The 24079-nt window shown below is 66.8% G+C and carries 24 protein-coding genes; 18 read left to right on the top strand and 6 right to left on the bottom strand.

Annotation, left to right across the window (positions count from 1 at the left end):
* Positions 1-145: 145 nt before the first annotated feature.
* From mihF to metK, 5 genes are all read left to right on the top strand, one after another.
* Positions 146-460, top strand: coding sequence for an integration host factor, actinobacterial type (gene mihF / locus ACZY08_RS15550; RefSeq protein ID WP_003880790.1), 315 nt, complete (start codon positions 146-148; stop codon positions 458-460).
* 11 nt (positions 461-471) lie between these two features.
* Positions 472-1065: a guanylate kinase gene (gmk, locus tag ACZY08_RS15545; RefSeq protein ID WP_463745761.1), complete on the top strand. Its 594-nt coding sequence runs from the start codon at positions 472-474 to the stop codon at positions 1063-1065.
* A 94-nt stretch (positions 1066-1159) separates the two neighbouring features.
* Positions 1160-1480 (top strand): DNA-directed RNA polymerase subunit omega, encoded by a 321-nt coding sequence (gene rpoZ, locus ACZY08_RS15540; RefSeq protein WP_463745762.1) that lies wholly within the window; start codon positions 1160-1162, stop codon positions 1478-1480.
* A 19-nt stretch (positions 1481-1499) separates the two neighbouring features.
* A complete protein-coding gene (coaBC, locus tag ACZY08_RS15535) occupies positions 1500-2747 on the top strand; it encodes a bifunctional phosphopantothenoylcysteine decarboxylase/phosphopantothenate--cysteine ligase CoaBC (RefSeq protein ID WP_463745763.1) in 1248 nt (415 codons plus the stop codon).
* 143 nt (positions 2748-2890) lie between these two features.
* Positions 2891-4090, top strand: a complete 1200-nt coding sequence (gene metK / locus ACZY08_RS15530; RefSeq protein ID WP_029107520.1) for a methionine adenosyltransferase — start codon at positions 2891-2893, stop codon at positions 4088-4090.
* A 132-nt stretch (positions 4091-4222) separates the two neighbouring features.
* On the opposite strand, the gene ACZY08_RS15525 is transcribed toward metK, so the two are convergent.
* Positions 4223-4822: a TetR/AcrR family transcriptional regulator gene (locus ACZY08_RS15525; RefSeq protein ID WP_463745764.1), complete on the bottom strand. Its 600-nt coding sequence runs from the start codon at positions 4820-4822 to the stop codon at positions 4223-4225.
* A 99-nt stretch (positions 4823-4921) separates the two neighbouring features.
* Between ACZY08_RS15525 and ACZY08_RS15520 the strand changes: the two genes are divergently transcribed.
* Positions 4922-5395 carry an SRPBCC family protein gene (locus ACZY08_RS15520; protein ID WP_463745765.1) on the top strand — a complete coding sequence of 158 codons (474 nt, stop codon included), beginning with the start codon at positions 4922-4924 and terminating at the stop codon, positions 5393-5395.
* Positions 5396-5399: 4 nt separating this feature from the next.
* On the opposite strand, the gene ACZY08_RS15515 is transcribed toward ACZY08_RS15520, so the two are convergent.
* A complete protein-coding gene (locus ACZY08_RS15515; protein WP_463745766.1) occupies positions 5400-6872 on the bottom strand; it encodes a flavin-containing monooxygenase in 1473 nt (490 codons plus the stop codon).
* Positions 6872-8251, bottom strand: a complete 1380-nt coding sequence (locus ACZY08_RS15510) for a cytochrome P450 (RefSeq protein WP_463745767.1) — start codon at positions 8249-8251, stop codon at positions 6872-6874. Before ACZY08_RS15510 ends, ACZY08_RS15515 begins: the two co-directional genes overlap by 1 nt.
* An 85-nt stretch (positions 8252-8336) precedes the next feature.
* On the opposite strand from ACZY08_RS15510, the gene ACZY08_RS15505 reads away from it, so the two are divergent.
* On the top strand, positions 8337-9383 hold the full coding sequence (locus ACZY08_RS15505) for an AraC family transcriptional regulator (protein WP_463745768.1): 1047 nt from the start codon (positions 8337-8339) through the stop codon (positions 9381-9383).
* 16 nt (positions 9384-9399) lie between these two features.
* Here the strand turns inward: ACZY08_RS15505 and ACZY08_RS15500 are convergent, their stop codons facing one another.
* Positions 9400-10542 (bottom strand): suppressor of fused domain protein, encoded by a 1143-nt coding sequence (locus ACZY08_RS15500; protein WP_463745769.1) that lies wholly within the window; start codon positions 10540-10542, stop codon positions 9400-9402.
* A gap of 239 nt (positions 10543-10781) precedes the next feature.
* Here ACZY08_RS15500 and ACZY08_RS15495 point away from each other — a divergent pair, with 239 nt between their 5' ends.
* Together ACZY08_RS15495 and ACZY08_RS15490 are read left to right on the top strand one after the other, a co-directional pair.
* On the top strand, positions 10782-11861 hold the full coding sequence (locus ACZY08_RS15495; RefSeq protein WP_463745770.1) for a catalase family peroxidase: 1080 nt from the start codon (positions 10782-10784) through the stop codon (positions 11859-11861).
* Complete coding sequence (locus ACZY08_RS15490; protein WP_463745771.1) at positions 11858-12424, top strand: cytochrome b; 567 nt, start codon at positions 11858-11860, stop codon at positions 12422-12424. Before ACZY08_RS15495 ends, ACZY08_RS15490 begins: the two co-directional genes overlap by 4 nt.
* Positions 12425-12427: 3 nt before the next feature.
* Here ACZY08_RS15490 and ACZY08_RS15485 read toward each other — a convergent pair whose 3' ends face one another.
* On the bottom strand, positions 12428-13375 hold the full coding sequence (locus tag ACZY08_RS15485) for an alpha/beta hydrolase (protein ID WP_463745772.1): 948 nt from the start codon (positions 13373-13375) through the stop codon (positions 12428-12430).
* Between ACZY08_RS15485 and ACZY08_RS15480 the strand changes: the two genes are divergently transcribed.
* Positions 13338-14096: a lysoplasmalogenase gene (locus ACZY08_RS15480; RefSeq protein WP_463745773.1), complete on the top strand. Its 759-nt coding sequence runs from the start codon at positions 13338-13340 to the stop codon at positions 14094-14096. The two genes, ACZY08_RS15485 and ACZY08_RS15480, sit on opposite strands and share 38 nt — an antisense overlap.
* Positions 14093-16093 (top strand): primosomal protein N', encoded by a 2001-nt coding sequence (locus ACZY08_RS15475; protein WP_463745774.1) that lies wholly within the window; start codon positions 14093-14095, stop codon positions 16091-16093. Before ACZY08_RS15480 ends, ACZY08_RS15475 begins: the two co-directional genes overlap by 4 nt.
* A gap of 44 nt (positions 16094-16137) precedes the next feature.
* Here the strand turns inward: ACZY08_RS15475 and ACZY08_RS15470 are convergent, their stop codons facing one another.
* The gene (locus ACZY08_RS15470; RefSeq protein ID WP_463745775.1) at positions 16138-16695 is read right to left on the bottom strand and encodes a MarR family winged helix-turn-helix transcriptional regulator; all 558 of its coding nucleotides are present in this window, start codon (positions 16693-16695) and stop codon (positions 16138-16140) included.
* On the opposite strand from ACZY08_RS15470, the gene ACZY08_RS15465 reads away from it, so the two are divergent.
* The 7 genes from ACZY08_RS15465 (at position 16694) to ribD (ending at position 23974) form a co-directional block, all read left to right on the top strand.
* Positions 16694-17482, top strand: coding sequence for an SDR family NAD(P)-dependent oxidoreductase (locus tag ACZY08_RS15465; protein WP_463745776.1), 789 nt, complete (start codon positions 16694-16696; stop codon positions 17480-17482). The genes ACZY08_RS15470 and ACZY08_RS15465 overlap by 2 nt on opposite strands.
* A 91-nt stretch (positions 17483-17573) precedes the next feature.
* Positions 17574-19394, top strand: a complete 1821-nt coding sequence (locus ACZY08_RS15460; RefSeq protein WP_463745777.1) for a DUF2207 domain-containing protein — start codon at positions 17574-17576, stop codon at positions 19392-19394.
* Positions 19388-19924 carry a LemA family protein gene (locus tag ACZY08_RS15455; protein ID WP_463745778.1) on the top strand — a complete coding sequence of 179 codons (537 nt, stop codon included), beginning with the start codon at positions 19388-19390 and terminating at the stop codon, positions 19922-19924. Before ACZY08_RS15460 ends, ACZY08_RS15455 begins: the two co-directional genes overlap by 7 nt.
* A gap of 33 nt (positions 19925-19957) precedes the next feature.
* Positions 19958-20887: a methionyl-tRNA formyltransferase gene (gene fmt / locus ACZY08_RS15450; RefSeq protein WP_463745779.1), complete on the top strand. Its 930-nt coding sequence runs from the start codon at positions 19958-19960 to the stop codon at positions 20885-20887.
* Positions 20884-22293: an RsmB/NOP family class I SAM-dependent RNA methyltransferase gene (locus tag ACZY08_RS15445; RefSeq protein WP_463745780.1), complete on the top strand. Its 1410-nt coding sequence runs from the start codon at positions 20884-20886 to the stop codon at positions 22291-22293. The genes fmt and ACZY08_RS15445 overlap by 4 nt, the downstream gene beginning before the upstream one ends.
* A 5-nt stretch (positions 22294-22298) precedes the next feature.
* A complete protein-coding gene (rpe, locus tag ACZY08_RS15440; protein ID WP_463745781.1) occupies positions 22299-22976 on the top strand; it encodes a ribulose-phosphate 3-epimerase in 678 nt (225 codons plus the stop codon).
* Positions 22973-23974: a bifunctional diaminohydroxyphosphoribosylaminopyrimidine deaminase/5-amino-6-(5-phosphoribosylamino)uracil reductase RibD gene (gene ribD / locus ACZY08_RS15435; RefSeq protein WP_463745782.1), complete on the top strand. Its 1002-nt coding sequence runs from the start codon at positions 22973-22975 to the stop codon at positions 23972-23974. Before rpe ends, ribD begins: the two co-directional genes overlap by 4 nt.
* Positions 23975-24079 lie beyond the last annotated feature (105 nt).

Here is a 24079-nt window from a genome sequence, read left to right as displayed (position 1 = left end):
GCTGGGCTTTTGGCGTCGTAACCAGGGGGTGGCGTTCGCTTTAGTCAGCCAGCGTGGGTAGGTTCGTCGTCGCTGGCTGGTTTGCACTCCAGCCGTAAAAAACAAGAGATGGCCGAAGAGAAATCGCCAGGAGACGGAGGAAACCGTGGCCCTTCCCCAGTTGACCGACGAACAGCGCGCGGCAGCGTTGGAGAAGGCTGCTGCCGCACGTCGAGCGCGAGCCGAGCTCAAGGATCGGCTCAAGCGTGGCGGCACCAACCTCAAGCAGGTGCTCACCGATGCCGAGACCGATGAGGTCTTGGGCAAGATGAAGGTTTCCGCGCTGCTCGAGGCCCTGCCCAAGGTCGGCAAGGTCAAGGCACAGGAGATCATGACCGAGCTGGAGATCGCCCCGACCCGCCGTCTGCGCGGCCTCGGTGATCGTCAGCGCAAGGCCCTTCTGGAGAAGTTCGACCAGTAGAGGCTCCCGCATTGAGCGCTGGTAGGGGGGCTGGGCAACGCACAGCGACGGCTCCGGTCGTCGTGTTGTCCGGCCCCTCCGCCGTCGGGAAGTCCACCGTGGTCCGCTGTCTGCGGGAGCGGCTTCCCGACCTGTATTTCTCCGTCTCGGTCACGACCAGGGCACCGCGGCCGGGGGAGGTCGACGGAGTCGACTACACATTCGTGTCCAAAGAGCGGTTCCAGCAGCTGATCGATGGCGGTGAGCTGCTCGAATGGGCCGACATCCACGGCGGATTGCACCGCTCGGGGACGCCGGCCCAGCCGGTTCGGGACGCCACCCGGGCCGGGCGCCCGGTGCTGATCGAGGTCGATCTGGCCGGAGCACAGGCCGTCAAGAAGGCCATGCCCGAGGTGGTATCGGTGTTCCTGGCACCGCCGAGTTGGGACGAGCTGGTCAGCCGGCTGTCCGGCCGTGGGACCGAGACGCCCGAGGTCATGGCCAGGCGCTTGGAGACGGCGCGGGCCGAAATGGCCGCCAAATCTGATTTTGACCAGGTCGTGGTGAACCGCCAGTTGGATACTGCATGTGCTGAATTGGTATCCTTGCTGGTGGACAGTCGCTGACTCATCGTGGCGGGACCGACGCGATCGGATCCGCGAGCCACCAGCAGGCTGTTCTCAAAACGCATTTTCGCCATAACCGCCAGGAGACTTTTTAGTGAGCACCCCGCACGCCGATGCGCAGCTGGCCGCTGCGGACGACATCGATTCGTCCGCCGCCAGCGCCTACGACACTCCGCTGGGCATCACCAACCCGCCCATCGACGAGTTGTTGGACCGCGCGTCGAGCAAGTACGCGCTGGTGATCTACGCCGCCAAGCGCGCACGTCAGATCAACGATTACTACAACCAGTTGGGCGACGGCATTCTTGAGTACGTCGGCCCCCTGGTCGAGCCCGGTCTGCAGGAGAAGCCGCTGTCGATCGCGATGCGGGAGATCCACGAGGACCTGCTCGAGCACACCGAGGGCGCCGAGTAGTCAGGCCAGGACTGGGCACGTGAGCGCGCGTAAGCGAGTCGTCGTCGGTGTGGCCGGCGGCATTGCCGCCTACAAGGCGTGCACCCTGGTCCGTCAGCTCACCGAGGCCGGCCACTCGGTGCGCGTGCTGCCCACCGAGTCGGCGCTGCGCTTCGTCGGGGCCGCCACGTTCGAAGCCCTGTCGGGCAATCCGGTGCACACCGGCGTCTTCACCGACGTCCACGAGGTACCGCATGTGCGTATCGGCCAGGAGGCCGATCTCGTTGTCGTCGCACCCGCCACGGCCGACCTGTTGGCGCGTGCCGTGGCCGGCCGCGCCGACGACTTGCTGACTGCCACGCTCCTCACGGCGCGATGTCCGGTGCTGTTCGCCCCCGCCATGCACACGGAGATGTGGTTCCACCCGGCCACGGTCGACAACGTCGCCACTCTGCGCGGTCGGGGCGCCGTGGTGCTGGAACCCGCATCGGGACGGCTCACCGGGGCTGACAGCGGTGCGGGGCGGCTACCTGAGGCCGAAGAGATCGCAACGTTCGCGCATCTGTTGCTCGAGCGGAGCGACGGGCTGCCCTACGACTTGGCCGGGGTCAAGGCCCTGGTGACTGCCGGCGGTACGCGTGAGCCCATCGATCCGGTGAGGTTCATCGGCAACCGCAGCTCCGGCAAGCAGGGATATGCGGTGGCCCGCGTCCTGGCTCAGCGGGGCGCAGAGGTGACCCTTGTCGCCGGTAACACCGCAGGTCTGGTCGACCCGGCCGGTGTCGACGTCGTACACATCGGTTCGGCCGCGCAATTGCGTGATGCGGTGTCCAAGTACGCCCCCGAGTCCAATGTCCTGGTGATGGCCGCGGCCGTCGCGGATTTCCGGCCTGCGCAGGTGGCGACCAGCAAGATCAAGAAGGGCAGCGCCTCGGAGCCCAATTCCATCGACCTCGTCCGCAATGACGACGTGCTCGCCGGAGCGGTGCGCGCCCGGACCGAGGGGCAGTTGCCGAACATGCGGGCCATCGTCGGCTTCGCCGCCGAGACCGGCGATGCCAATGGCGACGTCCTGTTCCACGCCAGGGCCAAACTCCGGCGCAAGGGATGTGACCTGCTGGTGGTGAACGCAGTGGGGGAGAATCGTGCGTTCGAGGTGGACAGCAACGACGGTTGGTTACTGAGCGCCGATGGCGCGGAGGCCGCCTTGGAACACGGTTCGAAGACTCTGATGGCCACCCGTATCGTGGACGCGATCGGGGCGTTTCTGGGCACGCACGACGGGTGACGCCACGCACGCATCGATGTGCGGATAAGGGTTGCGCTTCGGCGTCCCACGCGCTTGGGTGCAACAGGGCATAGATATCATTCGCCTAACTAAGTAGTTTGATACTGAAAACTTTTTCAGATCGGCAAGGAAGGAAGCAGACCGTGAGCCAAGGTCGCCTGTTTACCAGTGAGTCGGTAACCGAAGGACATCCCGACAAGATCTGTGACGCGATCAGCGACTCGGTGCTCGACGCGCTGCTGGAGCAGGATCCCAAGTCGCGCGTCGCGGTGGAGACCATGGTCACCACCGGTCAGGTACACGTCGCCGGAGAGGTCACGACCTCCGCCTACGCCGACATCCCCAAGATCGTGCGCGATCGCATCCTGGAGATCGGCTATGACTCGTCGACCAAGGGTTTCGACGGCGCCTCGTGCGGTGTGAACATCGCGATCGGCGCACAGTCGCCTGACATCGCCCAAGGTGTGGACACCGCCCACGAGGCGCGCGTCGAGGGCGCCGGCGATCCGTTGGACTCCCAGGGCGCCGGCGACCAGGGCCTGATGTTCGGCTATGCGATCGGTGACACCCCCGAGCTGATGCCGCTGCCCATCGCATTGGCCCACCGGCTGTCGCGGCGGCTGACCGAGGTGCGCAAGAACGGCGTGCTCGATTACCTGCGCCCGGACGGCAAGACACAGGTCACCATCCAGTACGACGACAAGACGCCGGTGCGGCTCGACACCGTGGTGCTGTCCACCCAGCACGCCGACGGTATCGACCTGGACGGCACCCTGACCCCGGACATCCGGGAGAAGGTCGTCAACACCGTGCTGGCCGATCTCAACCACGAGACGCTGGACACCTCCGATTTCCGTCTGCTGGTCAACCCGACCGGCAAGTTCGTGCTCGGTGGCCCGATGGGTGATGCCGGTCTGACCGGTCGCAAGATCATCGTCGACACCTACGGCGGCTGGGCCCGCCACGGCGGCGGCGCCTTCTCCGGCAAGGATCCGTCAAAGGTCGACCGTTCCGCCGCGTACGCGATGCGCTGGGTGGCCAAGAACGTCGTCGCCGCCGGCCTGGCCGAGCGCGTCGAGGTGCAGGTCGCCTACGCGATCGGCAAGGCTGCCCCGGTCGGCCTGTTCGTCGAGACATTCGGCACCGAGACCGTCGACCCGGCCCGCATCGAGAAGGCCATCAGCAGCGTGTTCGATCTGCGCCCCGGCGCGATCATCCGCGACCTGGACCTGCTGCGGCCCATCTACGCCCAGACTGCGGCCTACGGCCACTTCGGGCGCACCGACATCGAGCTGCCCTGGGAGCAGCTCAACAAGGTCGACGACCTGAAGGCCTCGGTGTAACTTTTCCTGCGAACAGCCCCCGATCGCTGATCGGGGGCTGTTGTGTTGCCCGGGCGGCATCGCCGCGAGATCTACGCCATGGTTGTGATTCCTAGGGCGCAGCGACCATTGCGTTGATCTGGGCGGGGTCGATCAGGTGCGGTAGGGCTCGACAACGCGACCGGCGAGTATGCGTGCCCACTCCAGTCCGGCATCGGTGCCGAAAAGCTCGCGGCGAGTGTTGCCCGCAGTCAGGTAGGCATCGAACCGGAAGGCGTCTTCGCCGGGATCGGGTGAACCTGCCACGGAGAACTCGTTTTCCAGCAGATCCAGCCACTCCCGCTTCAGGTTTCGCACCGCATCGGCCACGGTGCCGGTGCGATGCCCGAACTCGACCGATGTCGCCGATACGAAGCAGCCGCCGGGGAACACCTCGGCACGCAGGTACGCCAACCAGGAATCGAGAAGGGCGTCGAGCCGCGCGGCTCCGGACGGACAGCTCAGCGCCGGACGGATTACGACGTCGATGTAGACCCGGCGCGCTTCAGCTACTGCGGCCAGCTGGATCGCCTCCCGGTTGTCGAAGACCGTGAGGATTCCGCTTTTGCTCACCCCGGTCGATGTGGACAAGCCACCCACGGTGATCCCGTCCAGGCCGTGTGTGGTGGCGATGTCTGCAGCGGTACGCGCGACCAGCCGCCTGGTGGCATCGCCACGCGCTCTCCGCCCGTCAGCTGCAGGCAAAACGGTCATCAGGTCACAGTAGCCACACTCTGGACGTAGGGCGGCCGAGTCGCGTACGGTCGGCGTTGACCAATATGCGACCGATCGGTCGTATAGATCGGAGGGGTAATGACCACCAGCTTCAAGGCGCTACTGGAACGCCGGATCACCATCGAGACAACACCTTCCGTGGTCTGGGACATCATCCGCGACATCCGACGCATGCCACAGTGGAGTCCGCAGGTGATATCAGTGAAGCTGCGCGAACCCGACGATGAAATCCGGCTCGGTTCCACGTTCACCAACCTCAACCGCCAGGGTGAGCTCGAGTGGGTCACGCACGGAGAGGTAGTGCGGTACGAGTCCGAGAAAGAGGTCGCCTTCCGCATCACCGAGAACTACGCGATCTGGTCGTTCTCGATCAGCGCTGACGGTGCTGCTGCCACGGTGCTCACACAACGGCGCGAGACCCCCGACGGAATATCGCAACTTTCGCTCGAACTGACCGAGTCGCACCTCGGTGGACAGCAGGCCTTCACCCAACTGCTGGAAGCCGGAATGGAGCAGACCCTCGCCGCGATCAAGGCATGCGCCGAGTCCTGAATGGCTACGAGGTGAACGCGTAATCGTCGAGGTCGAAAGTTCTGCTACGCCAGTAGGCTTCCACTGTGGTGGCGGGCCGCAACGGCACGTCGCCGTTGCGGTCGAAGTAGTAACTGTTGGCCTGTGAGCAGCTGTCCTGCCAGAAGATCTGGCGGTGACGCTTGCGCATCATCTCGGCGAAGTACCGGTCGTTGGCCTCCTGGCGGACCTCGACGCGACGGGCCTCACGCCGGTCGGCCTGGGCGATACAGCGCACCAGATGGCGGGTTTGGGCCTCGATCAACGCGAAATACGACGACCCGACATAGCCGTATGGGCCCATCACCGAGAAGAAGTTCGCGAAGCCGGGCACGCTCACGCCTTCGTAGGCCTGCATCCGGTGCTGCATCCAGAACTCGCTCAGTGACTGCCCGCCCGACCCCACGATGTCGAAGGTCAGCGCGTCCACATCCATCACCTTGAAACCGGTCGCCAGGATGAGCACGTCGACGTCGTGGCTGTCCCCGTCGGTGGTGGCGACACCGGAACCGGTGATCTTGTCGATCGGCTCGGTGACCAGCCGCACGTTGTCCCGGTTGAAGGTGGCCAGGTAGCTGTTGTGGAAGCCCGGTCGTTTACATCCCACCGCGTAGCGCGGGGTGAGCTTGTCGCGTACCTCCGGATCCCGCACTTGTTGGCGTAGGTAGGCCCGCCCGGCCGCGCCCGCCCGCTTGGCGAACGGATTGATCGTGAAGTACTGGGCGGCCAGCGGGAAGGTGAACTCCACGTACGCCTGGCTGATCAGCCGGTGCAGCGTCCTCCCGCCGGGGAGCCGCATCAGCCGCCGGGCGACCGGCGGGATCGGTACGTCGAATTTCGGGAAGCACCAGATGGGGGTGCGCTGAAACACGGTGAGCTGCTTTACTTTCGGCGCGATCTCGGGGATGACCTGGACCGCAGAGGCGCCGGTCCCGATGATCGCGACCCGCTTGCCCGTCAGATCCTGGGTATGGTCCCACCGGGCGGTGTGCACGGTGGTCCCGGCGAAGGAGTCCACGCCGTCGATCTCGGGCAACTTCGGGATGGTCAGCACCCCGCTGGCGTTGACCAGAAATCGGGCTGTGAGTGCGTCGCCGGAATCGAGTTCGAGCCGCCACATGCTCTCGTCGTCATCGAAGACCGCGCGGGCGACGGTGGCGTTGAACCGGATGCGGGGCCGCAGACCGTATTTGTCGACGCAGTCGTCGGCGTAGCCCCGCAGCTCGTTTCCTGGGGCGTAGGTACGGGACCACTTCTGTGACTGTGCGAACGAGAACTGATAGGAGAACGACGGGATATCCACGGCCACACCGGGATAGGTGTTCCAGTACCAGGTGCCGCCTGCTCCGTCCCCGGCTTCGAGGATCAGGTAATCGTGCAGGCCGGCCTTGTCCAGCGCGATGGCAGTGCCGATACCGGAGAATCCGGCGCCGACGATGAGGGTGTGAAAGTCGGGCATCAGGCCACCTCTCGGCTGCGTCCGACCATGTGGACGCCGTGTTTGGGTCGCAATGTCAACGTAGCCTCCATCTCCACCGAGTGGCCAGGATCGAGATCGAAAACAAACCGTTGGCTCATGATCGCGGCGATCAGCACCATCTCCATCAGCGCGAAACTCTGTCCGATGCAGATCCGGCGCCCGCCCCCGAACGGCAGGTACGCCGAGCGCGGCCGGCTCTTGGAAGCGTCACCGAGGAATCGGTTGGGGTCAAAGGTTTCCGGGTCGGGCCACCACCGTTTGTCGTGGTGGATCTGGTGGATCGGGATGATCACTGTCGTGCCTGGCCGGATGCGGTGGCCGTCGATGTCGTCGGGCTCGACGGCCTCGCGCGCGATGATCCACACGGCGGAGTAGTACCGCTGCGACTCCTGGAGGCACGCGGTGGTCCACGGGAGCCGGGTCAGGTCGGCGGCCGCCGGACGTCCCGCACCTACTACAGAGTCCACCTCGGCCAGCATCCGGTCCCGGGCGTCGGGATTGCGCGCCATCAGGTACCAGAACCACGACATTGCGTTGGCGGTCGTCTCGTGCCCAGCGAGCATGAACGTCAGCGCCTCGTCCCGGACGCGCTGGCGGGGCCAGCTTCCGTGGTCGGCGCCGAACAACACGTTGAGCAGGTCCGCCGATTCCGTGGGATGCGCGAGGCGCTCGTCGAGCACGGTGTTCACCGCTTCATCCAGGGCCAAGGCGATCCGCTGCCCTTCGCGCAGCGGTGGGGGCAGCGGGATCCCGGAGTACGTGCTCGCCGCCATGGCCTCGTAGACCGGGCGGGGGAGCAGGCCCAAAAGGCCCAGCCGGGCCAGCTTCTCGGTGCGCCTGAGCCCACGCGTGGTGAGATCGCGCATGCTGTGCACAATCGGTCCGAAATCCTGACTGAACAGGGCGTTGGAGACCACCCGTAGGGTCGTTTCCACCATCGCCGTGTGCATGTCGAACCGCACGCCATCGCCCTGTTCGGTGAGCTCGTCGGTAGCGCGCTGGACCGGATCGATCATGAGGTCGACCATCTCGTTGAGGTGACGGCGCGCGAACGTCGGGTTCAGCGCCGCCCGGTGGCCGGCCCAGGAGTCGCCCTCGTCAGTCAATAGGTTGATTCCGGCCGCGGCGCGGATCGGTTCGTATTCGTTGGACTTGACGTAGCGAAGGCGGGCCTGGTGCAGCACATGGTCGACGTAGTCGGGATGTGCGATCGACACGAAACGTCTTCCCGCGCAGCGGTATCTGGTGATGTTCCGGCCCTGTGTCCGGGTCAGGAAACCGCTGTCGGTGCTGAATCCGACCGTAATCGCCTCGCGGGTCATGGTCCAGGTGCTCAGTCGTGCCGCGGGTGCCGCCATGAATCCAGCGTATGAGTGACAGGACTGCCGAGGAATGGGACTATCGGACACAGAGTTGTGATTTTGGGACACAGGCTGGGGGCTGATGGCCAGGTCAGGATCGATCTCGGGATCAACTTGGACGGCCGATGTGTGCCATCCGATCCATGCCACCCGGGTGTTGTGTGAGGTGGCGGCCGAGCGGGGTGTCCCGGCGGCGCAGGTCCTGGCCGGAACCGGCGTCACGCCGGCGGACCTAGATGATCCCGACGGGGTGATCAGCGCGCACGACGAGATCCTCGCGGTCCGTCACCTGCAGGCTCGGCTGCCCGATGAACCCGGATTGGGGGTGGACGTCGGTGGCCGGTCGGCCCTGACGCACATGGGCCTCTTCGGGTTCGCGGTCATGTCCTGTGCCACGCTGCGAGAACTGTTCAGCATCGCGATGCGCTACTTCGCCCTGACCACGCTGCAGATCGACCTGCAGCTGTTCGACGGTGCCGACGAGTGCCTACTGGAAATCAACGCCGGCCATCTACCCAGCGATGTCCAGCGCTTCTTTGTCGAACGGGATATCGCCGGAATAGTAGCCACCACAACGAGTTTTGCGTATCCGGTGGTGTCGCAGTACGCCGACCGGATATCTGCCGAGGTGTCGATCGACGAGGAAGTGATGCAGCCGCTGCTGGTCTTGATGCCGCTACCGAATGTGGCGTTCGGCCGCGCACACTCCCGTTTGCACTTCCCCCGCGCGATGCTCGACGAGCAGTTGCCGCAAGCTGATCCGTACACCCTCGATCTGTGTATCGCGCAGTGCGATGTGTTGATGCAGCGATATGAACAACGTCGCGGTATCACAGCTGTGGTGCGCAGCAAGTTGTTTCGCGACCCCGGCCGGTTTCCAGCCTTGCCGGAGGTTGCCGCCGAACTGGGTGTCCACCCGCGAACCCTGCGGCGGCGGCTGGCCGACGAGGGCACCTCATTTCGGGCCCTGATCAACGAGGCGCGGTCAGCGTTGGCAGTCGATCTGTTGTGCAGCGTGGGACTTACCGTCGAGGAGGTTTCGCGACGTCTCGGCTACACCGAGATCTCGACGTTCTGCCATGCGTTCAAACGCTGGCACGGTGTGCCGCCGAGTGCATTCCACACTTGAATGCTCATGCGCACGCTCACGTTGCTGCGGAATGGTTGATGTCGGTGACCAGCAGGGGATTGGTCTTGGCCATCTTCTCGAGTATCTGCAATGTGCCGGCGGTACCGTTACCTAGCGATTGTGCGGCAGCGACAGTGTCATCGGTAACCCCGACGAGCTGGACGAAGCGCAGGCGACCGTATCCGGTGTCGATCGGAGCGAGTTGAGGATCCTCGCCGAACATGATTGCGGTCAGGTCGGTTTGGGGTTCGCCTAGTGTGATCGGGCCGCCGACTTTGATGCGGTGACCGATGTCGAGCGTATCTGTTCCGCTGAAAACCAGGTCGCCGAGCCGTTGCAGCAGCCGAAGGGACCACGTGGGGACTTGCGGTGCAAGTGGCTGAGTGACGTCGATGTCGGCAGCTACTCGGAAGGTCCACTCAAAGTCTGCCCAGGGTTCGTCCTCGTCGGGGGATGGGTGGGAAGCGAACACGTTGGAGAACCCGTAGGTGACCAGGTGCCAATGCGGCTGAGGGGCCGTGGTATTCGGGTAGGCGGTGATGCCCCAGATTCCCTCACCGGGCAGACGCGCATCGGTGCGTCCGAAATGAGGTGCGACATCACCGAGCCCTGGGTACAGCCGTGCGAAGGCGGAATCGATTGCGTCCCATCCGGGAGCCGAATCGTCGTCGTCGTCATCGTTGTCGTCATCGTAGACATCACGGCGGTCGAAACGTTCACCCAGCGGCTTTGCGGGTAGCACGCCGAAGATGATCGGGAACACGGATCCGATGTAGGGCAACAGGAATAGCAGGGACAGCCATCCTGACAAGTCGGCGTCGTGGAGTCGGCGGACCAGGAGTGCCCAGCTTGGAATCGCGCACCCCAGTACGAATACCGCCACGGGTACAAGGGACAGGCGCCCGAGCGCGCTGGCATCGCCGGCTACGGCGACGACGGCCAAGCAGAAAACGGCGGCTACTGCGACGGCCAGCTGGACCCACCAGTACTCGCTGCGCGACGCGCGTCCGGAGAAGCGGGCGTAGCTGCGGAAGAAGCGCGACACTGCCTGGCCGAAGGTGGCCCCGTACAGCGGCAGCGTGAGGTCGCGCGGATCGGTCGCGCCGAGTGGATCGGATGGGTACTCCGTGCCGGACGAGATTTCCTCGTTGCGGGTCATTGGTCCTCTGCTCGATTATTCGGTTGTGTACGGAACCGTTTGAGTTCCGCCGTCTCCTCCACTGACGGCTGAGATCACAGCGGACGCTAGCACCGTTGCGTCAACCAATGCATGCATCTAAGGGGGTAGAAGCCCCCGCAGACACCCGCACGGCATCGCATTCGCCCGATTGAACGGCGCGCAACGGCATACCGTTTCACACTGGACGGAGTCCGGTGGCGAGGAGAGGTGCGATCACGATGGAATCCGATGACGTTCCGGAGCTCAACCGCCGGAGGGCGTTGCTCGGTTTGGCCGCGGTCGGCGGAGTCGTCGCCGTCGGCGTGGGCGGCCTGGCCGAGGCAGCGGGCTGGCTGCGGCAGGACGCCCTGACACCGGCCCGGTTCACCGACCGCTTCGAGCAGATCTCCGGCCGCCACGACGGATTCCGGCGCAACCACGCCAAGGGTCTGGCCGCGACGGGAACGTTCACCAGCACCGGTGCGGGCACCCGGGTGAGCAAGGCCGCGGTGTTCAAACCCGGCACTGTGCCCGTCGTCGGACGGTTCTCGCTGTCCGGTGGGCTGCCCGACCAACCCGACAAACCCGACACGGTCCGGGGACTCGGTCTGATGTTCCGGCTGCCCGACGGCGAGCAGTGGCGCATCGCGATGGTGAATCTTCCGGTGTTCCCCGACAGCACGCCGCAGGGCTTCTTCGATCGCATGCTGGCCTCGCGGCCCGTACCCGAGACCGGAAAGCCGGACCCGGAGGCGATGGCGGCGTTTCTGGCCGCCCATCCGGAAACCGCAGCGGCGATGAAGATCATCAAGCAGGCTCCGCCCAGTGCAGGGTTCGCCGAGGATACGTACTGCGGTCTCAACGCTTTTCGCGCCACCAACGCCCAGGGCGAGACGGCGGCGATCCGGTGGGCGGCGGTGCCGGTCGCAGGGGAGCAGCCCGCCGGGCAGGCCCACGGCAACGACAAGAACGCTCTGTTCGACGCACTCATCGACACGGTTGCCCGCGGCCCCGTGAGCTGGAAGCTGATCCTCACCCTGGCCGATCCCGCCGATCCCACCCACGACGCCACGCTGCCGTGGCCGGCAGACCGCAAAACCATCGACGCAGGCACCATCACCATCGACGCCGTGCAGACCGAGGCTCCCGGCAACGCCCGCGACACCAACTTCGACCCGCTGGTGCTGCCCGACGGGTTGGCCCCCTCCGATGACCCGCTGCCGGCTGCGCGGTCGGCGGTATACGCCCGCTCGTTCAACCGGAGGGCCCGAGAACCCAAGTCGCCCAGCGCAGTCGTCGTCCCCGGGGATGCGCGATGACCACCGAGACGAAACCGCCGATCACGAAGTTCAACCTGGCCGCCAGGCTGCTGCACTGGTCGATGGCGATCATGGTGATCGCGCAGTTCTTCATAGGTGTGACGATGATCGCGGCGCTCAGTTACTACCCGTTGTTGCTCGCGATCCACCGCCCGCTGGGGATCGCGATCCTGGTGTTCGCGGTCGTGCGGCTGATCAACCGGCTCACCCGCCGGCTGCCGCCGTTCCTGACGACGATGGGACCGCTGGAACGTCGCGTCGCCAGCTACTCCGAATATCTGCTGTACACACTGCTTTTGGTGCAGCCCATGATCGGGTGGGCGATGCTGTCGGCTGCCCAGTCACCTGTCGTGTTGGTCGGGACGCTGCACCTTCCGGCGATCGCCCCGCACAACATCACCCTTTACGCGGTATTGCGCACCGCCCACACCGTGGCGGCCTACCTGCTGTTCGCGACGTTCACCGCGCACATCTGTGCCGTCGTGTTCCACACTCTGGCGCTACGCGATGGGATCATCCGTCGAATGTCGTTGTGGCCCGGCAGAACTGAGACGAAGCGCTAGCGGTCAGCCGTGCAGCGCCGCCTGCAGGGCAGCCATTGCCCGGTCGAACGATTCGGTGGCAGCCGGGACCACGCCGACGTAGCCGAGGTAGCCGTGCACCAAGGTCTCGGCGTTGTCCAGCTGCACGGGAACACCGGCGGCAGCCAACATTTCGGCGTAACGAATGCCGTCGTCGCGCAACGGGTCATGCCCGGCCACCGCAATGTAGGCCGGCGGCAGTCCGGACAGGTCCGCCGCGCGCGCCGGCACCAGCGTGCTCGGCGGATCGGAAAGGTCCACATGTCCGGCATACCAGCGGGAGAACCCCTGGACCGCGTCGAGCCCCAGGATCGGCGCCTCGGCGTTCTCGGTGAACGACGGCAGGCTGGTGTCCCAGGTGGTGGCGGGGTACCAGAGCAGCTGGAAGCGCAGCGCGGGAGCGCCGGTGTCGCGGGTCAGCTGCGCCACGACGGCGCTGAGGTTGCCGCCCGCCGAATCCCCGGCCACGGCCATCCGGTCGGCATCGACACCCAGTTCTTCCGCGTTGGCGGCCACCCACTGCGTCGCCGCCCACACATCGTCGACCGCGGCGGGGTAGGGATGCTCGGGGGCCAGCCGGTATTCCACCGACACCACGACCGCGTCGGCGGCCACGGCGTGCTGGCGCGCGGTGCCGTCGTAACTGTCCAGGTCACCCAGTGCCCAGCCGCCGCCGTGGATGAACACCACCACCGGCAGGGTCGTGCCGTCGGCGGTCGGTGGCCGGTACACCCGCACCGGGATGGGGCCGGCCGGGCCCGGGACCTCTCGGTCCTCGGTCTTCACCTCGGGATGGGCCGGCAGCCGCGGGATCTCGCTGAACTGGCGGCGGGCTTCCTCGACACTGATGTCGGTCGACAGTTGGAACGGCACCGCCTCCAGTACCTTCTGCAGGATGGCATCGACAGCTGGTTTCTCGTCAGCAACGGACATTCCGCAACCGTACGCACACCGTGTCACGGTGTGGATGTGGGTGGCGGCCGTGGCCGTCGCGGCGGGCTACGGGGTGTTTCTGATCGTCACGGCGATGCGGTTGCCGACGGGTGCCGATCTGACGGGTCAGTTCACCCTCCAACCTGCGGTGAAGGCGCTTGCAGCGATCCTGCTGGCGGTGGCCGCGTGCGCTCATCCGATCGTGCGGGAGCGGCGCTGGCTCGTCGGTGCGCTGGTGTTCTCGGCCCTCGGGGACTTTCTGCTGGCGATCCCGTGGTGGGAACCGTCGTTCGTGCTGGGGTTGGCCGCCTTCCTCGTCGCGCACCTGTGCTTTCTCGGCGCGCTGGTGCCGCTGGCGCGACGTTCGACGCCGCGGATGATCGCCGTCGCGCTCACCGTCCTCGCCTGTGTGGCGCTGCTGACCTGGTTCTGGCCCCGGCTCGTCGAGCAGGGGATGGCCGTCCCGGTGGTCGCGTACATCGCGGTGCTGGGGGCGATGGTGTGCGCCGCCCTCCTGGCCCGGCTGCCCACGCCGTGGACCGCGCTCGGGGCCGTGTGTTTCGCGGTGTCGGACGCGATGATCGGCATCAGCCAGTTCGTGCGTGGTGACCAACTGCTCGCCGTCCCGATCTGGTGGGGGTACGCGGCGTCACTGGTGCTGATCACGGCGGGTTTGTTCTTCGGCCGGACGTCGGACAAGTCTGCTAAAGCTGTGCAGTGACCATCACCCGTCGCGCCGCGGATCATGAACCCATCGCGCGGGTGCTTCCCCTTCTCACCGTTCCGCACCTGGACCGGAAGTTCGACTATCTGGTGTCGGAGGAACAGTCCGACGACGCCCAGCCCGGTGTGCGGGTCCGGGTGCGGTTCAACGGCAGGCTGGTCGACGCCTACGTGCTGGAGCGACGATCCGACACCGACCACACCGGCAAGCTCGGCTGGCTCGATCGCGTCGTCTCGCCTGAGCCGGTGCTCACCCCCGAGGTCCGCAGGCTCGTCGACGCCGTCGCCGCCCGCTATGCGGGGACACGTGCCGACGTTCTGCGCCTGGCGGTGCCACCGCGCCACGCCAGGGTCGAGAAGCAGACCTTGGAGGAGCCGGAACCGGTCTCGGTCGTTCCCGTCGACACCAGTGCCTGGGCCCGCTACGGCCGCGGTGAACAGTTCCTGACCGCAGTCGGTGAGGGCCGTGCGGCGCGGGCGGTGTGGCAGGCACTGCCGGGGGAGAACTGGGCACAGCGGTTGGCCGAGGCGGCCGCGGTGGCGGTGAATGCGGGGCTGGGCGTGGTTGCGGTGGTGCCCGATCAACGCGATGTGGACGCGCTGTATGCCGCGGCGATCGAACAGGTGGCCGAGTCACGCGTGGTGGCGCTGTCGGCCGGGCTGGGCCCGTCGGCGCGGTACCGCCGCTGGCTGGCGGCGCTGCGGGGACAGGCGCAGGTGGTGATCGGCACCCGCAGCGCAGTGTTCGCACCGGTGGCCAACCTCGGGCTGGTCCTGGTGTGGGACGACGGCGACGACAACCTCGCCGAGCCCCGTGCGCCCTATCCGCATGCCCGCGAGGTCGCCATGCTGCGGGCCCACCAGCTGCGCTGCGCCGCGATCATCGGCGGCTACGCGCGCACCGCCGAGGCGCAGGCGCTGGTGCGGACGCGCTGGGCCCACGACGTGGTGGCGCCCCGGCCGGTCGTCCGGGCCGCCGCACCGCGGGTGGTCGCCTTGGAAGACAGCGGGTACGCCCAGGAGCGCGATCCGGCAGCACACACCGCGCGGCTGCCGTCCATGGCGCTGCAGGCGGCCCGCTCGGCGTTGCAGGCGGAGCGCCCGGTGCTGATCCAGGTTCCGCGTCGCGGGTACGTGCCCGCGCTGGCCTGTGCGCGGTGCCGCGCGGTGACACGCTGCCGGCACTGCACCGGTCCGCTGGCCTTGCCGGACCGGGGCGGTGCGGCTGCGGAATGTCGGTGGTGCGGTCGGGTGGAGCCCGCATTGCGTTGTGCGCGTTGCGGTTCGGATGCGGTACGGGCGGTCGTGGTGGGGGCCAGGCGGACTGCGGAGGAGTTGGGTCGTGCCTTTGCCGGTACCTCGGTGATCACCTCTGGCGGCGACGCGATGGTCGATGCGGTGAAGGATGGCCCGGCCCTGGTGGTCTGCACGCCCGGCGCGGAGCCGATCGCCGAAGGCGGTTACGGCGCAGCCCTGCTGCTCGACGCGTGGGCGCTGCTGGGCCGGCAGGATCTGCGTGCCGCCGAGGACACGATGCGCCGATGGATGGCCGCGGCGGCCCTGGTGCGGCCGCGCACCGAAGGCGGCGTGGTGGCCGTGGTCGCCGAGTCGGGGATCGCCACCGTGCAGGCGCTGATCCGCTGGGATCCGGTCGCACATGCCGATGCCGAACTCGACAGCCGTGGTGAGGTGGGACTGCCGCCGGCGGTGCACATGGCAGCCATCGATGGTACGACCGCAGCGGTCGAGGCATTGCTCGAGACCGCCCAATTGCCCGACGTCGCGGAAACCCTCGGGCCGGTGGAACTGCCGCCCGGCGCGCGTCGCCCGCCGGGGCTGGAGCCCGACGCCGAGGTGAGCCGGATGCTCGTCCGGGTACCGCGCGATGCGGGTTTGGAGTTGGCGGCAGCACTGCGCCGGGCCACCGCGGTGCTCAGCGCGCGCAAGGATCAGCAACCATGTCGCATCCAAATCGACCCGTTGCACGTCGGGTGATCGGCGGCACCACATGATTCACAGCGGACGGCTGCGGCGGGTCATCACGTGCCATGCCGGGTGCCGGAGTGCCCGACATGCCCAGGTTGCCGATCGGCGCCCAGAAATGTCGACAGGTGGTCGAGCAGCAGTCTGAGGGTGCGCTCGAGGTGTTCTTGCTGTTGCCTCGGTAGGCCATCGAGTAGCTGACACTCGCGCGCCAGGACGGCGCCGACGAGGTCGTCGACTGTAGCCCGGCCAAGCGCGGTGAGTTCGACGTCAACCGCACGTGACTCGCGACGACCAGTTCGTTTGACCAGACCCTGTGCCTCCGCCCGATCCACGCGTTGCGTAATTGCCCCGGCAGTGATGAGTGAGGCAGTCGCCAGCTCGCGGGTGGTCATGCGGTACGGCTTTCCGTGGCGGCGCAACGTGGACAGCAGATCCAGGGTGGCCATGTCGGCGTCATGGTCGCGTAACAGGCGGGCCCGGTCGTCACCGAGAAGTTTCGCGAGGTGCCATATCCGCGTCACAATCCCGATGGAATGCACTGGAACATCGGGTAATTCACGCTTCCAGGCGGCCGCGATCGCATCGACGGCATCGTCTGGCGTTGCCTTCATGAGTTCTCCTGCTAGTGTGTTGTTTAGACCTAAACGATCTAGTCTGAACATAGCAGGAGATGCACCAATGCGCACTGTCGTAGTCACCGGTGGCGGCACGGGAATCGGCCGCGAGATTGCCGCCCAATTCGCTGCGGAGGGTTGCCATGTTGTCATCACCGGGCGCCGTGATGACGTTCTACAGATGGCGGTGGACGCGATTGACGGCTCGGTTCGCGCCATCGCCATGGACGGAACAGACCCCGAGAAAACTGCCGACGCGGCACGAGACATCGGAGCCGTCGACGTGTTGGTCAACAACGCCGGCGGTAACACCGACTTCGACCAGAATGAACCGCAGACATTGCGCGAAGTCGCCGACGCATGGCGTCTGAACGTGGAAAGCAACGTGATGACCGCGGTGCTCATGACGACGGCGCTGCTTCCAGCCATGCCCAGTGGGTCGGCTGTCATCACGATCGGTTCGATTGCCGCGGACAAAGGGGCTGGTTCATATGGAGCCGCCAAAGCGGCCGTCGCGTCCTGGAACGTCGACCTTGCCCGGCGGATCGGCGATCGAGGCATCACCGCAAATATCGTCTCACCGGGGTACATCGCCGATACGGAATTCTTCCGGGACAAGCTCACTGACGACCGTAAGAACGCTCTGATTGACGCAGCGATGACACGTCGGGCGGGGGCGCCGGGTGATATTGCGGCGACCGTACGGTTCCTTGCCTCGCCCGGCGCACGTCAAATAACTGGTCAGGCCATCGCCGTCAACGGCGGCGAGTGGACGACTCGTTAGACGTGCGAGTTTCGAACCAAATCGACCCGTTGCGCATAGGCTGAGGCCGATATTCACCCGTTATCGGTGAGTCCCGAACCAGGAGGCTGCCATGCGCCGGGTGTTGTCATGGTTGTTCACGTTGGGGCTCATCGCTTTTGGCCTACTGTGGCCGCTGATCTTCACCGGCGGTTCCGGGTCGGGGGCCGGGGGACCGGCCGATCCGGTGATCATCACCGATTACCGGGCCGATTTCACCGTCGACGCCGATGGGCGGATGACCGCGGTCGAGACCATCACCGGCAATTTTCCTTCCGGCCGGCACGGACTCTTCCGCTACTGGGATGTGGCAAACCAGAACAACTCCCGGCTCCGCCAGGTGCCGGAGATCTCGTCGATCACCGTGGATGGCGCATCCGTGCCGTATGAATTGCTGTGGGAGAACGGTAAGCGGTTCCGGGTGGCCAAGATCGGTGACCCCGACACCACGTTGGACTGGGGACCCCACGTCTTCGAGATCCGCTACACGATCGACGGTGTCCTCGATCCGGGCACCGTCGGTGCCAACCGGACGTTCGCCGCGAGCACCGGCAACCCCGACGCCCGCTCGGCCTTCTACTGGAACGTGATCGCTCCGGCCTGGAACAACACAATCGAGCGGGCCGATATCTCGGTCACCCTGCCCGGCGAGATGACCGGTGCGGGCTGCAGCGTGGGATCGGGCGTGGGCAGCGCCTGCACGGATCTGCGCACCGAAGGCAACACCGTGCGGTTCGGGGCCACCGATCTGGAGCCGCACACCCCGGTGACGGTGCGGGCCGGCGTCGACGTGGCCACGCCACCGCAGATCACCCTGCCATGGCCGTACACCTGGGACCGGATCCTCGGCCGCTCGGTGAGCGCATTGGTCTGGATGGCCGCGCTGACCGCCGGAATGGGGCTGCTCGCCTATTTCTGGTCGCGGACCACCGTCGAACAGTCACCGGGATTTCCGGTGCAGTACGCGCCGCCGGAAGGGTTGGGGCCGGTGCAGGTCGAGTACATCCGAACCGAAAACATCCCCAAGAACGGGCTGAGCGCGACGCTGTTCCACCTCGCCGAGCGTGGTCTCGTCGAGTTGCGGCAGGTCAGTGACAAGCACTGGGAGATCAAAGGTCTCGCGAAGCCGGCAGAGTGGGCCGATGTTGATCCGGTGGCCATCGACGTGGGGGCAGCGCTCAAGGTGATGTCGCCGGGTGCCGAATTCTCCGCCAAGAACACGGCGACGTCGGGAAAGAAGCTGGCCAAGGCCAGAGCTGACATGGCGGTCGCGGTGCGGAAATGGGCCTTCGACGGCGGCTTCATGGTCAAGCGCCGCAAGGAATGGTGGGTTCTCGTCGCCAACGTGGTGGCATTTCTGGCCGCGGTCGCCTGCTTCTGGCTGTGGTTCGGAATCCCGATCACGTTGTGGGGATTGCCTTTTGCGGCGTTCTTCGTGTGCTCGGTGAGTGTCTGGTCCGGCGGCGTGGGGACCCGCCGAACCGCCGCCGGCCGGGAACTGTGGTCGCGGGCGGAGGGATTCCACCGTCTGCTCTCCACCGATTCGGCCGAGTCGCGTTTTGACTTCGCGGCCCGCAAGGATCTCTACCTGGCCTACATTCCATTCGCGGTAGCCGGCGGTGCAGCCGCGCTCTGGGCCAAGAGGTACCAGGACACCATGGGCGCTGCCCCGCCCCAACCGGATTGGTACAACTCGTCGACTTCGTCGGACAGTGGCCACGGGTTCACGGGCGGTTCGGGCGGTGCGGACTTCGACAGTTTCGAATCGGCGCTGTCATCATCGATCGGGGCGTACACGGCCTCGCAATCGTCGTCATCATCGTCGAGCGGCGGGTCGTCGTCGTCCGGTGGCGGCGGTGGCGGCGGTGGTGGTGGAGGAGGCGGATCGTGGTGAGACTGCTGTTGGTTGTGGTGCTGGTACTCGCGGTGGCGGCATTGGTGGGATTCGTCGTCGGCTACAACAAGTTGAAGGCGGCCGACGTGCACGTCGCGGAGGCGCTCGGTGGCATCGACGTCGAGCTGACCCGCCGGGCTGCGCTGATCCCGGCGCTGGTGCACACCGTGGCGACCTTCGCCTCACACGAGACGGCGGTTCTCGGTCGGGTCAGCAGCGCCCAGGCCGCACTGGCCTCGGCCACCGGTGGCCCGTCGGTGGTGCAGCGCAGCGCGGCCGAACGCGATCTGGGCGACGCACTCACCGGCGTGATGGCGCTGGGATCGACCTACCCGCAACTCAATTCGTCCGACAACTTCCTGAACCTGCAGGAGAACCTGGCCGACACCGAGAACAAGCTCGCGTTCGCCCGGCAGTACTACAACGATGCGGTGGCCACCCTCAACCGGCTCGTCGGAACCATCCCGTGGGTGTACCTGGCGCCGCTGGCCGGCGTATCGGAACGGGAGTACTACCGCTCGCAGCATTAGGGATGTGACGGGCGGGATCCCTAAACTGGGGCGGTGCGTCTTGTCTTTGCCGGAACTCCAGAGCCAGCCCTCCCGTCGTTGCAGCGGCTGATCGACTCGTCCCGCCACGATGTGGTTGCGGTGCTGACCCGGCCCGACGCCGCTGCCGGTCGTCGTGGGAAACCTGCGCCGTCACCGGTCGCGCAGCTGGCGCTCGAGCACGACATCCCCGTTCTGAAACCGGCCAAGCCCAACTCCGACGAGTTCATCGCCGAGCTGTCAGAGCTGGCACCGGACTGCTGTGCCGTGGTCGCCTACGGTGCGCTGCTGAGCGAACGGCTGCTCGCCGTGCCGAAGCACGGCTGGATCAATCTGCACTTCTCGTTGCTGCCCGCCTGGCGCGGGGCGGCACCGGTACAGGCCTCCCTGGCGGCGGGCGAAGAGGTGACCGGAGCCACGACGTTCCTGATCGAACCGGCGCTCGATTCCGGCCCCGTCTACGGAGTGGTTACCGAGCGGGTACGCGACACCGACACCGCGGGCGAACTACTTGGGCGGCTTGCTGATTCGGGAGCCGCGTTGCTGGAGTCCACTCTGGACGGCATTGCCGAGGGAGCACTCACCGCGGTGCCACAGCCGGCCGATGGGGTGAGCCTGGCGCCCAAGATCACGGTGGAGTCGGCCCGGGTGCGCTGGGATCTCCCGGCCCACGTCATCGACCGGCGCATCCGCGCGGTCACCCCGAATCCCGGTGCCTGGACGACGATCGGGGACCTGCGGGTCAAGGTCGGTCCGGTCACGGTGGAGCAGTCGGAGGTTGCATTGGCCCCAGGCGAGATCCGGGTCGAACGCAACACGGTGCTGGTCGGTACGGGCTCGCAACCGGTACGGCTCGGGCAGATCCAGCCGCCCGGCAAGAAACTCATGAACGCCGCCGACTGGGCCCGCGGCGCACGGCTGGAGGAAACGGTGCGCGCATCATGAGCAGGCCATCACACCGCCCGAACCGGCCCGACCGGAAAACACAAGGCAAGCGCCCGACAAGGCGCACCCCGCTGGACCCGGCCCGCCGGGCGGCATTCGACGTCCTGCGTGCCGTATCGGAGCGTGACTCCTACGCCAACCTGGCGTTGCCCGCGTTGCTGCGCGAGCGGGGGATCGAGGGGCGTGACGCGGCCTTCGCCACCGAACTGACCTACGGCGCCTGCCGCACCCGCGGCCTGCTCGACGCGGTCATCGCCGCCGCGGCCGGGCGCCCGCCTGAACAGATCGATCCGGTGTTGCTCGACCTGTTGCGGCTGGGCACATACCAGCTGCTGCGCACCCGGGTCGAGCCGCACGCCGCGGTATCCACCACCGTTGAACAGGCCGGCATCGAATTCGACACGGCCCGAGCAGGTTTCGTCAACGGTGTGCTGCGCACGATTTCGCGCAGCAGCGAACAGGAGTGGATGGAGCAGCTCGCGCCACCGGCGGCCACCGACCCGGTCGGGCATGCGGCGTTCGTGCACGCCCACCCCCGGTGGATCGCCCAGGCGTTCACCGACGGGCTCGGCGCCAGGGCGGGTGAACTCGACGCCCTGTTGACCAGTGACGACGAGCGTCCCCTGGTGCACCTGGCGGCGCGGCCCCCCGCCCTGACCGCGGCCGAACTGGCAGCCCAGTGCAACGGCACGGTCGGCCGCTTCTCGCCGTACGCGGTGTACCTGCCCGGTGGTGATCCCGGACAGTTGCCGGCCGTGCGCGACGGCGGTGCCCAAGTTCAGGACGAGGGCAGCCAGCTGGTGGCCCGTGCGCTGACGCTGGCCGAACTCGACGGCCCCGACACCGGCCGCTGGCTCGATCTGTGCGCCGGACCGGGCGGCAAGACCGCCCTGCTGGCCGCCATGGGTGCGGCGTCGGGTGCGCGGGTCACCGCGGTCGAGCCCGCGCCGCGCCGCGCCGATCTGGTCGAGGAGAACGTTCGCGGGCTCGACGTCGACGTGCGCCGCGTGGACGGGCGGGAGTCCGGCCTGGAACCCGGATTCGACCGGGTGCTCGTCGATGCCCCCTGCACCGGGTTGGGTGCGCTGCGCCGTCGCCCGGAGGCGCGGTGGCGTCGCCAGCCGGGGGACGTGCCCGGGCTGGCGAAACTGCAGCGTGAGTTGCTTGCGGCGGCCATCAAGCTGACGCGCCCCGGTGGGGTGGTGCTCTACGCGACCTGTTCGCCGCACCTGGCCGAGACGGTCGGGGTGGTGGCCGACGCGGTGCGCCGGCATCCGGTGACTCAACTGGACGCGCGGGAGCTGTTTGCCCCGGCCGACGACCTCGGTGGCGGACCGCACGTCCAGCTGTGGCCGCACCGGCACGGGACCGATGCGATGTTCGCCGCCGCGCTAAAAGTAGGGTGATCGCCATGGCAGAACCCCTGATCGCCCCGTCCATTCTGTCCGCAGATTTCGCGCGGCTGGCCGATGAGGTCGCCGCGGTGGCCGGGGCCGACTGGTTGCATGTCGATGTCATGGACAACCACTTCGTGCCCAACCTCACGCTGGGCATGCCGGTGGTGGAGTCACTGCTCAAGGTGACCGACATCCCGATGGACTGCCACCTGATGATCGATCAGCCGGAGCGTTGGGCCCCGCCGTACGCCGAGGCGGGGGCCTACAACGTCACCTTCCATGCCGAGGCCACCGACAACCCGGTCGGCGTGGCCCGCGATATCCGCGCCGCCGGCGCCAAGGCCGGTCTGTCGGTGAAACCGGGCACGCCGCTGGAGCCGTATCTGGAGATCCTCAAGGAGTTCGACACCTTGCTGGTGATGTCGGTGGAGCCCGGGTTCGGTGGGCAGAAGTTCATCCCGGAGGTGCTCTCGAAGGTGAGCACGGTGCGCCGGCTCGTCGACGCCGGAGAATTGACCATCGTCGTCGAGATCGACGGCGGCATCAATGCCGACACCATCGAGCAGGCAGCCGAGGCCGGCGTGGACTGCTTCGTCGCCGGGTCCGCGGTCTACAGCGCGGCCGATCCGGCGGACGCGGTGAAATCCCTGCGCCGGCAGGCAGCGAGCGCCTCGAGACATCTGACGCTATGACACCCGAGTCCGCGATGCGGCTGGCCATCGAGCAAGCCGAACAGGTCAAGGGCTCGACCTATCCCAACCCGCCCGTCGGTGCCGTGATCCTGGACCGCGACGGTCAGATCGCCGGGGTCGGCGGGACGCAACCGGTCGGCGGCCCGCACGCCGAGGTGGTGGCATTGCAGGCGGCCGGAGACCGCGCCAAGGGCGGCACCGCCGTCGTCACGCTGGAGCCGTGCAATCACCACGGCCGCACCCCGCCATGCGTGGATGCGCTTCTGGCAGCAGGGATTTCGACTGTCAACTTTGCGGTGTCCGATCCCAATCCGGAAGCCGAAGGCGGGGCGCAGCGCCTCGCCGAAGCCGGCGTCACCGTCAGTGCCGGCGTGCTGGCCGATCAGGTCGAGCTGGGATCACTACGTGAGTGGCTGCACAAGCAGCGCACCGGGTTACCCCATGTCACATGGAAATTCGCCACCAGCGTGGACGGCCGTAGCGCCGCCGCCGACGGTTCGAGTCAGTGGATCACCAGTGAGGCCGCCCGGGCGGATGTTCATCGCAAGCGAGCGGCGGCCGATGCGATCGTGGTCGGCACCGGAACGGTGTTCGTCGATGATCCGACGCTGACGGCGCGGCGGGCCGACGGCTCACTTACCAGCCACCAGCCGCTGCGGGTGGTGGTGGGTATGCGCGAGGTATCACCGGATGCCAAGGTGCTCAACGAGGATTCGCACACGATGCTGATCCGTACTCATGATCCACACGAGGTGATGCGGTCCCTGGGCGATCGCACCGATGTGTTTCTCGAGGGCGGCCCGACTCTGGCCGGGGCGTTCCTGCGTGCGGGCGTGGTGAACCGGATCGTGGCCTATGTGGCGCCGATTTTGCTGGGCGGACCGATCACCGCGGTCGATGACATCGGGGTGCTCAGCATGGTGCACGCGCAGCGGTGGCGGTTCGACGGCATCAACGCCATCGGGCCGGATGTTCGCCTGAGCCTCGTACCCAACTGATAGCGGGCTCGCAGCAGATAGCCAGCGGAAGTTAGGGTGACCTAATTAACGCTGGTTGAATGCCGGGCCTTGTCGGTCGTAATCGGTACACTCGTACCAGAGCGC

It is taken from the genome of Mycobacterium sp. IDUB_9, assembly GCF_055419505.1.
This window is presented reverse-complemented; position numbering and strand designations above follow the sequence as displayed.

What these genes read in the sequence shown, in the direction of transcription:
- ACZY08_RS15525 (WP_463745764.1), bottom strand. Translation starts at nt 4,822, where the DNA reads ATGACCGTTTTGCCTGCAGCTGACGGGCGGAGAGCGCGTGGCGATGCC.
- ACZY08_RS15520 (WP_463745765.1), top strand. Translation starts at nt 4,922, where the DNA reads ATGACCACCAGCTTCAAGGCGCTACTGGAACGCCGGATCACCATCGAG.
- ACZY08_RS15515 (WP_463745766.1), bottom strand. Translation starts at nt 6,872, where the DNA reads ATGCCCGACTTTCACACCCTCATCGTCGGCGCCGGATTCTCCGGTATC.
- ACZY08_RS15510 (WP_463745767.1), bottom strand. Translation starts at nt 8,251, where the DNA reads ATGGCGGCACCCGCGGCACGACTGAGCACCTGGACCATGACCCGCGAG.
- ACZY08_RS15505 (WP_463745768.1), top strand. Translation starts at nt 8,337, where the DNA reads ATGGCCAGGTCAGGATCGATCTCGGGATCAACTTGGACGGCCGATGTG.
- ACZY08_RS15500 (WP_463745769.1), bottom strand. Translation starts at nt 10,542, where the DNA reads ATGACCCGCAACGAGGAAATCTCGTCCGGCACGGAGTACCCATCCGAT.
- ACZY08_RS15495 (WP_463745770.1), top strand. Translation starts at nt 10,782, where the DNA reads ATGGAATCCGATGACGTTCCGGAGCTCAACCGCCGGAGGGCGTTGCTC.
- ACZY08_RS15490 (WP_463745771.1), top strand. Translation starts at nt 11,858, where the DNA reads ATGACCACCGAGACGAAACCGCCGATCACGAAGTTCAACCTGGCCGCC.
- ACZY08_RS15480 (WP_463745773.1), top strand. Translation starts at nt 13,338, where the DNA reads ATGGCATCGACAGCTGGTTTCTCGTCAGCAACGGACATTCCGCAACCG.
- ACZY08_RS15485 (WP_463745772.1), bottom strand. Translation starts at nt 13,375, where the DNA reads ATGTCCGTTGCTGACGAGAAACCAGCTGTCGATGCCATCCTGCAGAAG.
- ACZY08_RS15465 (WP_463745776.1), top strand. Translation starts at nt 16,694, where the DNA reads ATGAGTTCTCCTGCTAGTGTGTTGTTTAGACCTAAACGATCTAGTCTG.
- ACZY08_RS15470 (WP_463745775.1), bottom strand. Translation starts at nt 16,695, where the DNA reads ATGAAGGCAACGCCAGACGATGCCGTCGATGCGATCGCGGCCGCCTGG.
- ACZY08_RS15460 (WP_463745777.1), top strand. Translation starts at nt 17,574, where the DNA reads ATGCGCCGGGTGTTGTCATGGTTGTTCACGTTGGGGCTCATCGCTTTT.
- ACZY08_RS15445 (WP_463745780.1), top strand. Translation starts at nt 20,884, where the DNA reads ATGAGCAGGCCATCACACCGCCCGAACCGGCCCGACCGGAAAACACAA.
- rpe (WP_463745781.1), top strand. Translation starts at nt 22,299, where the DNA reads ATGGCAGAACCCCTGATCGCCCCGTCCATTCTGTCCGCAGATTTCGCG.
- ribD (WP_463745782.1), top strand. Translation starts at nt 22,973, where the DNA reads ATGACACCCGAGTCCGCGATGCGGCTGGCCATCGAGCAAGCCGAACAG.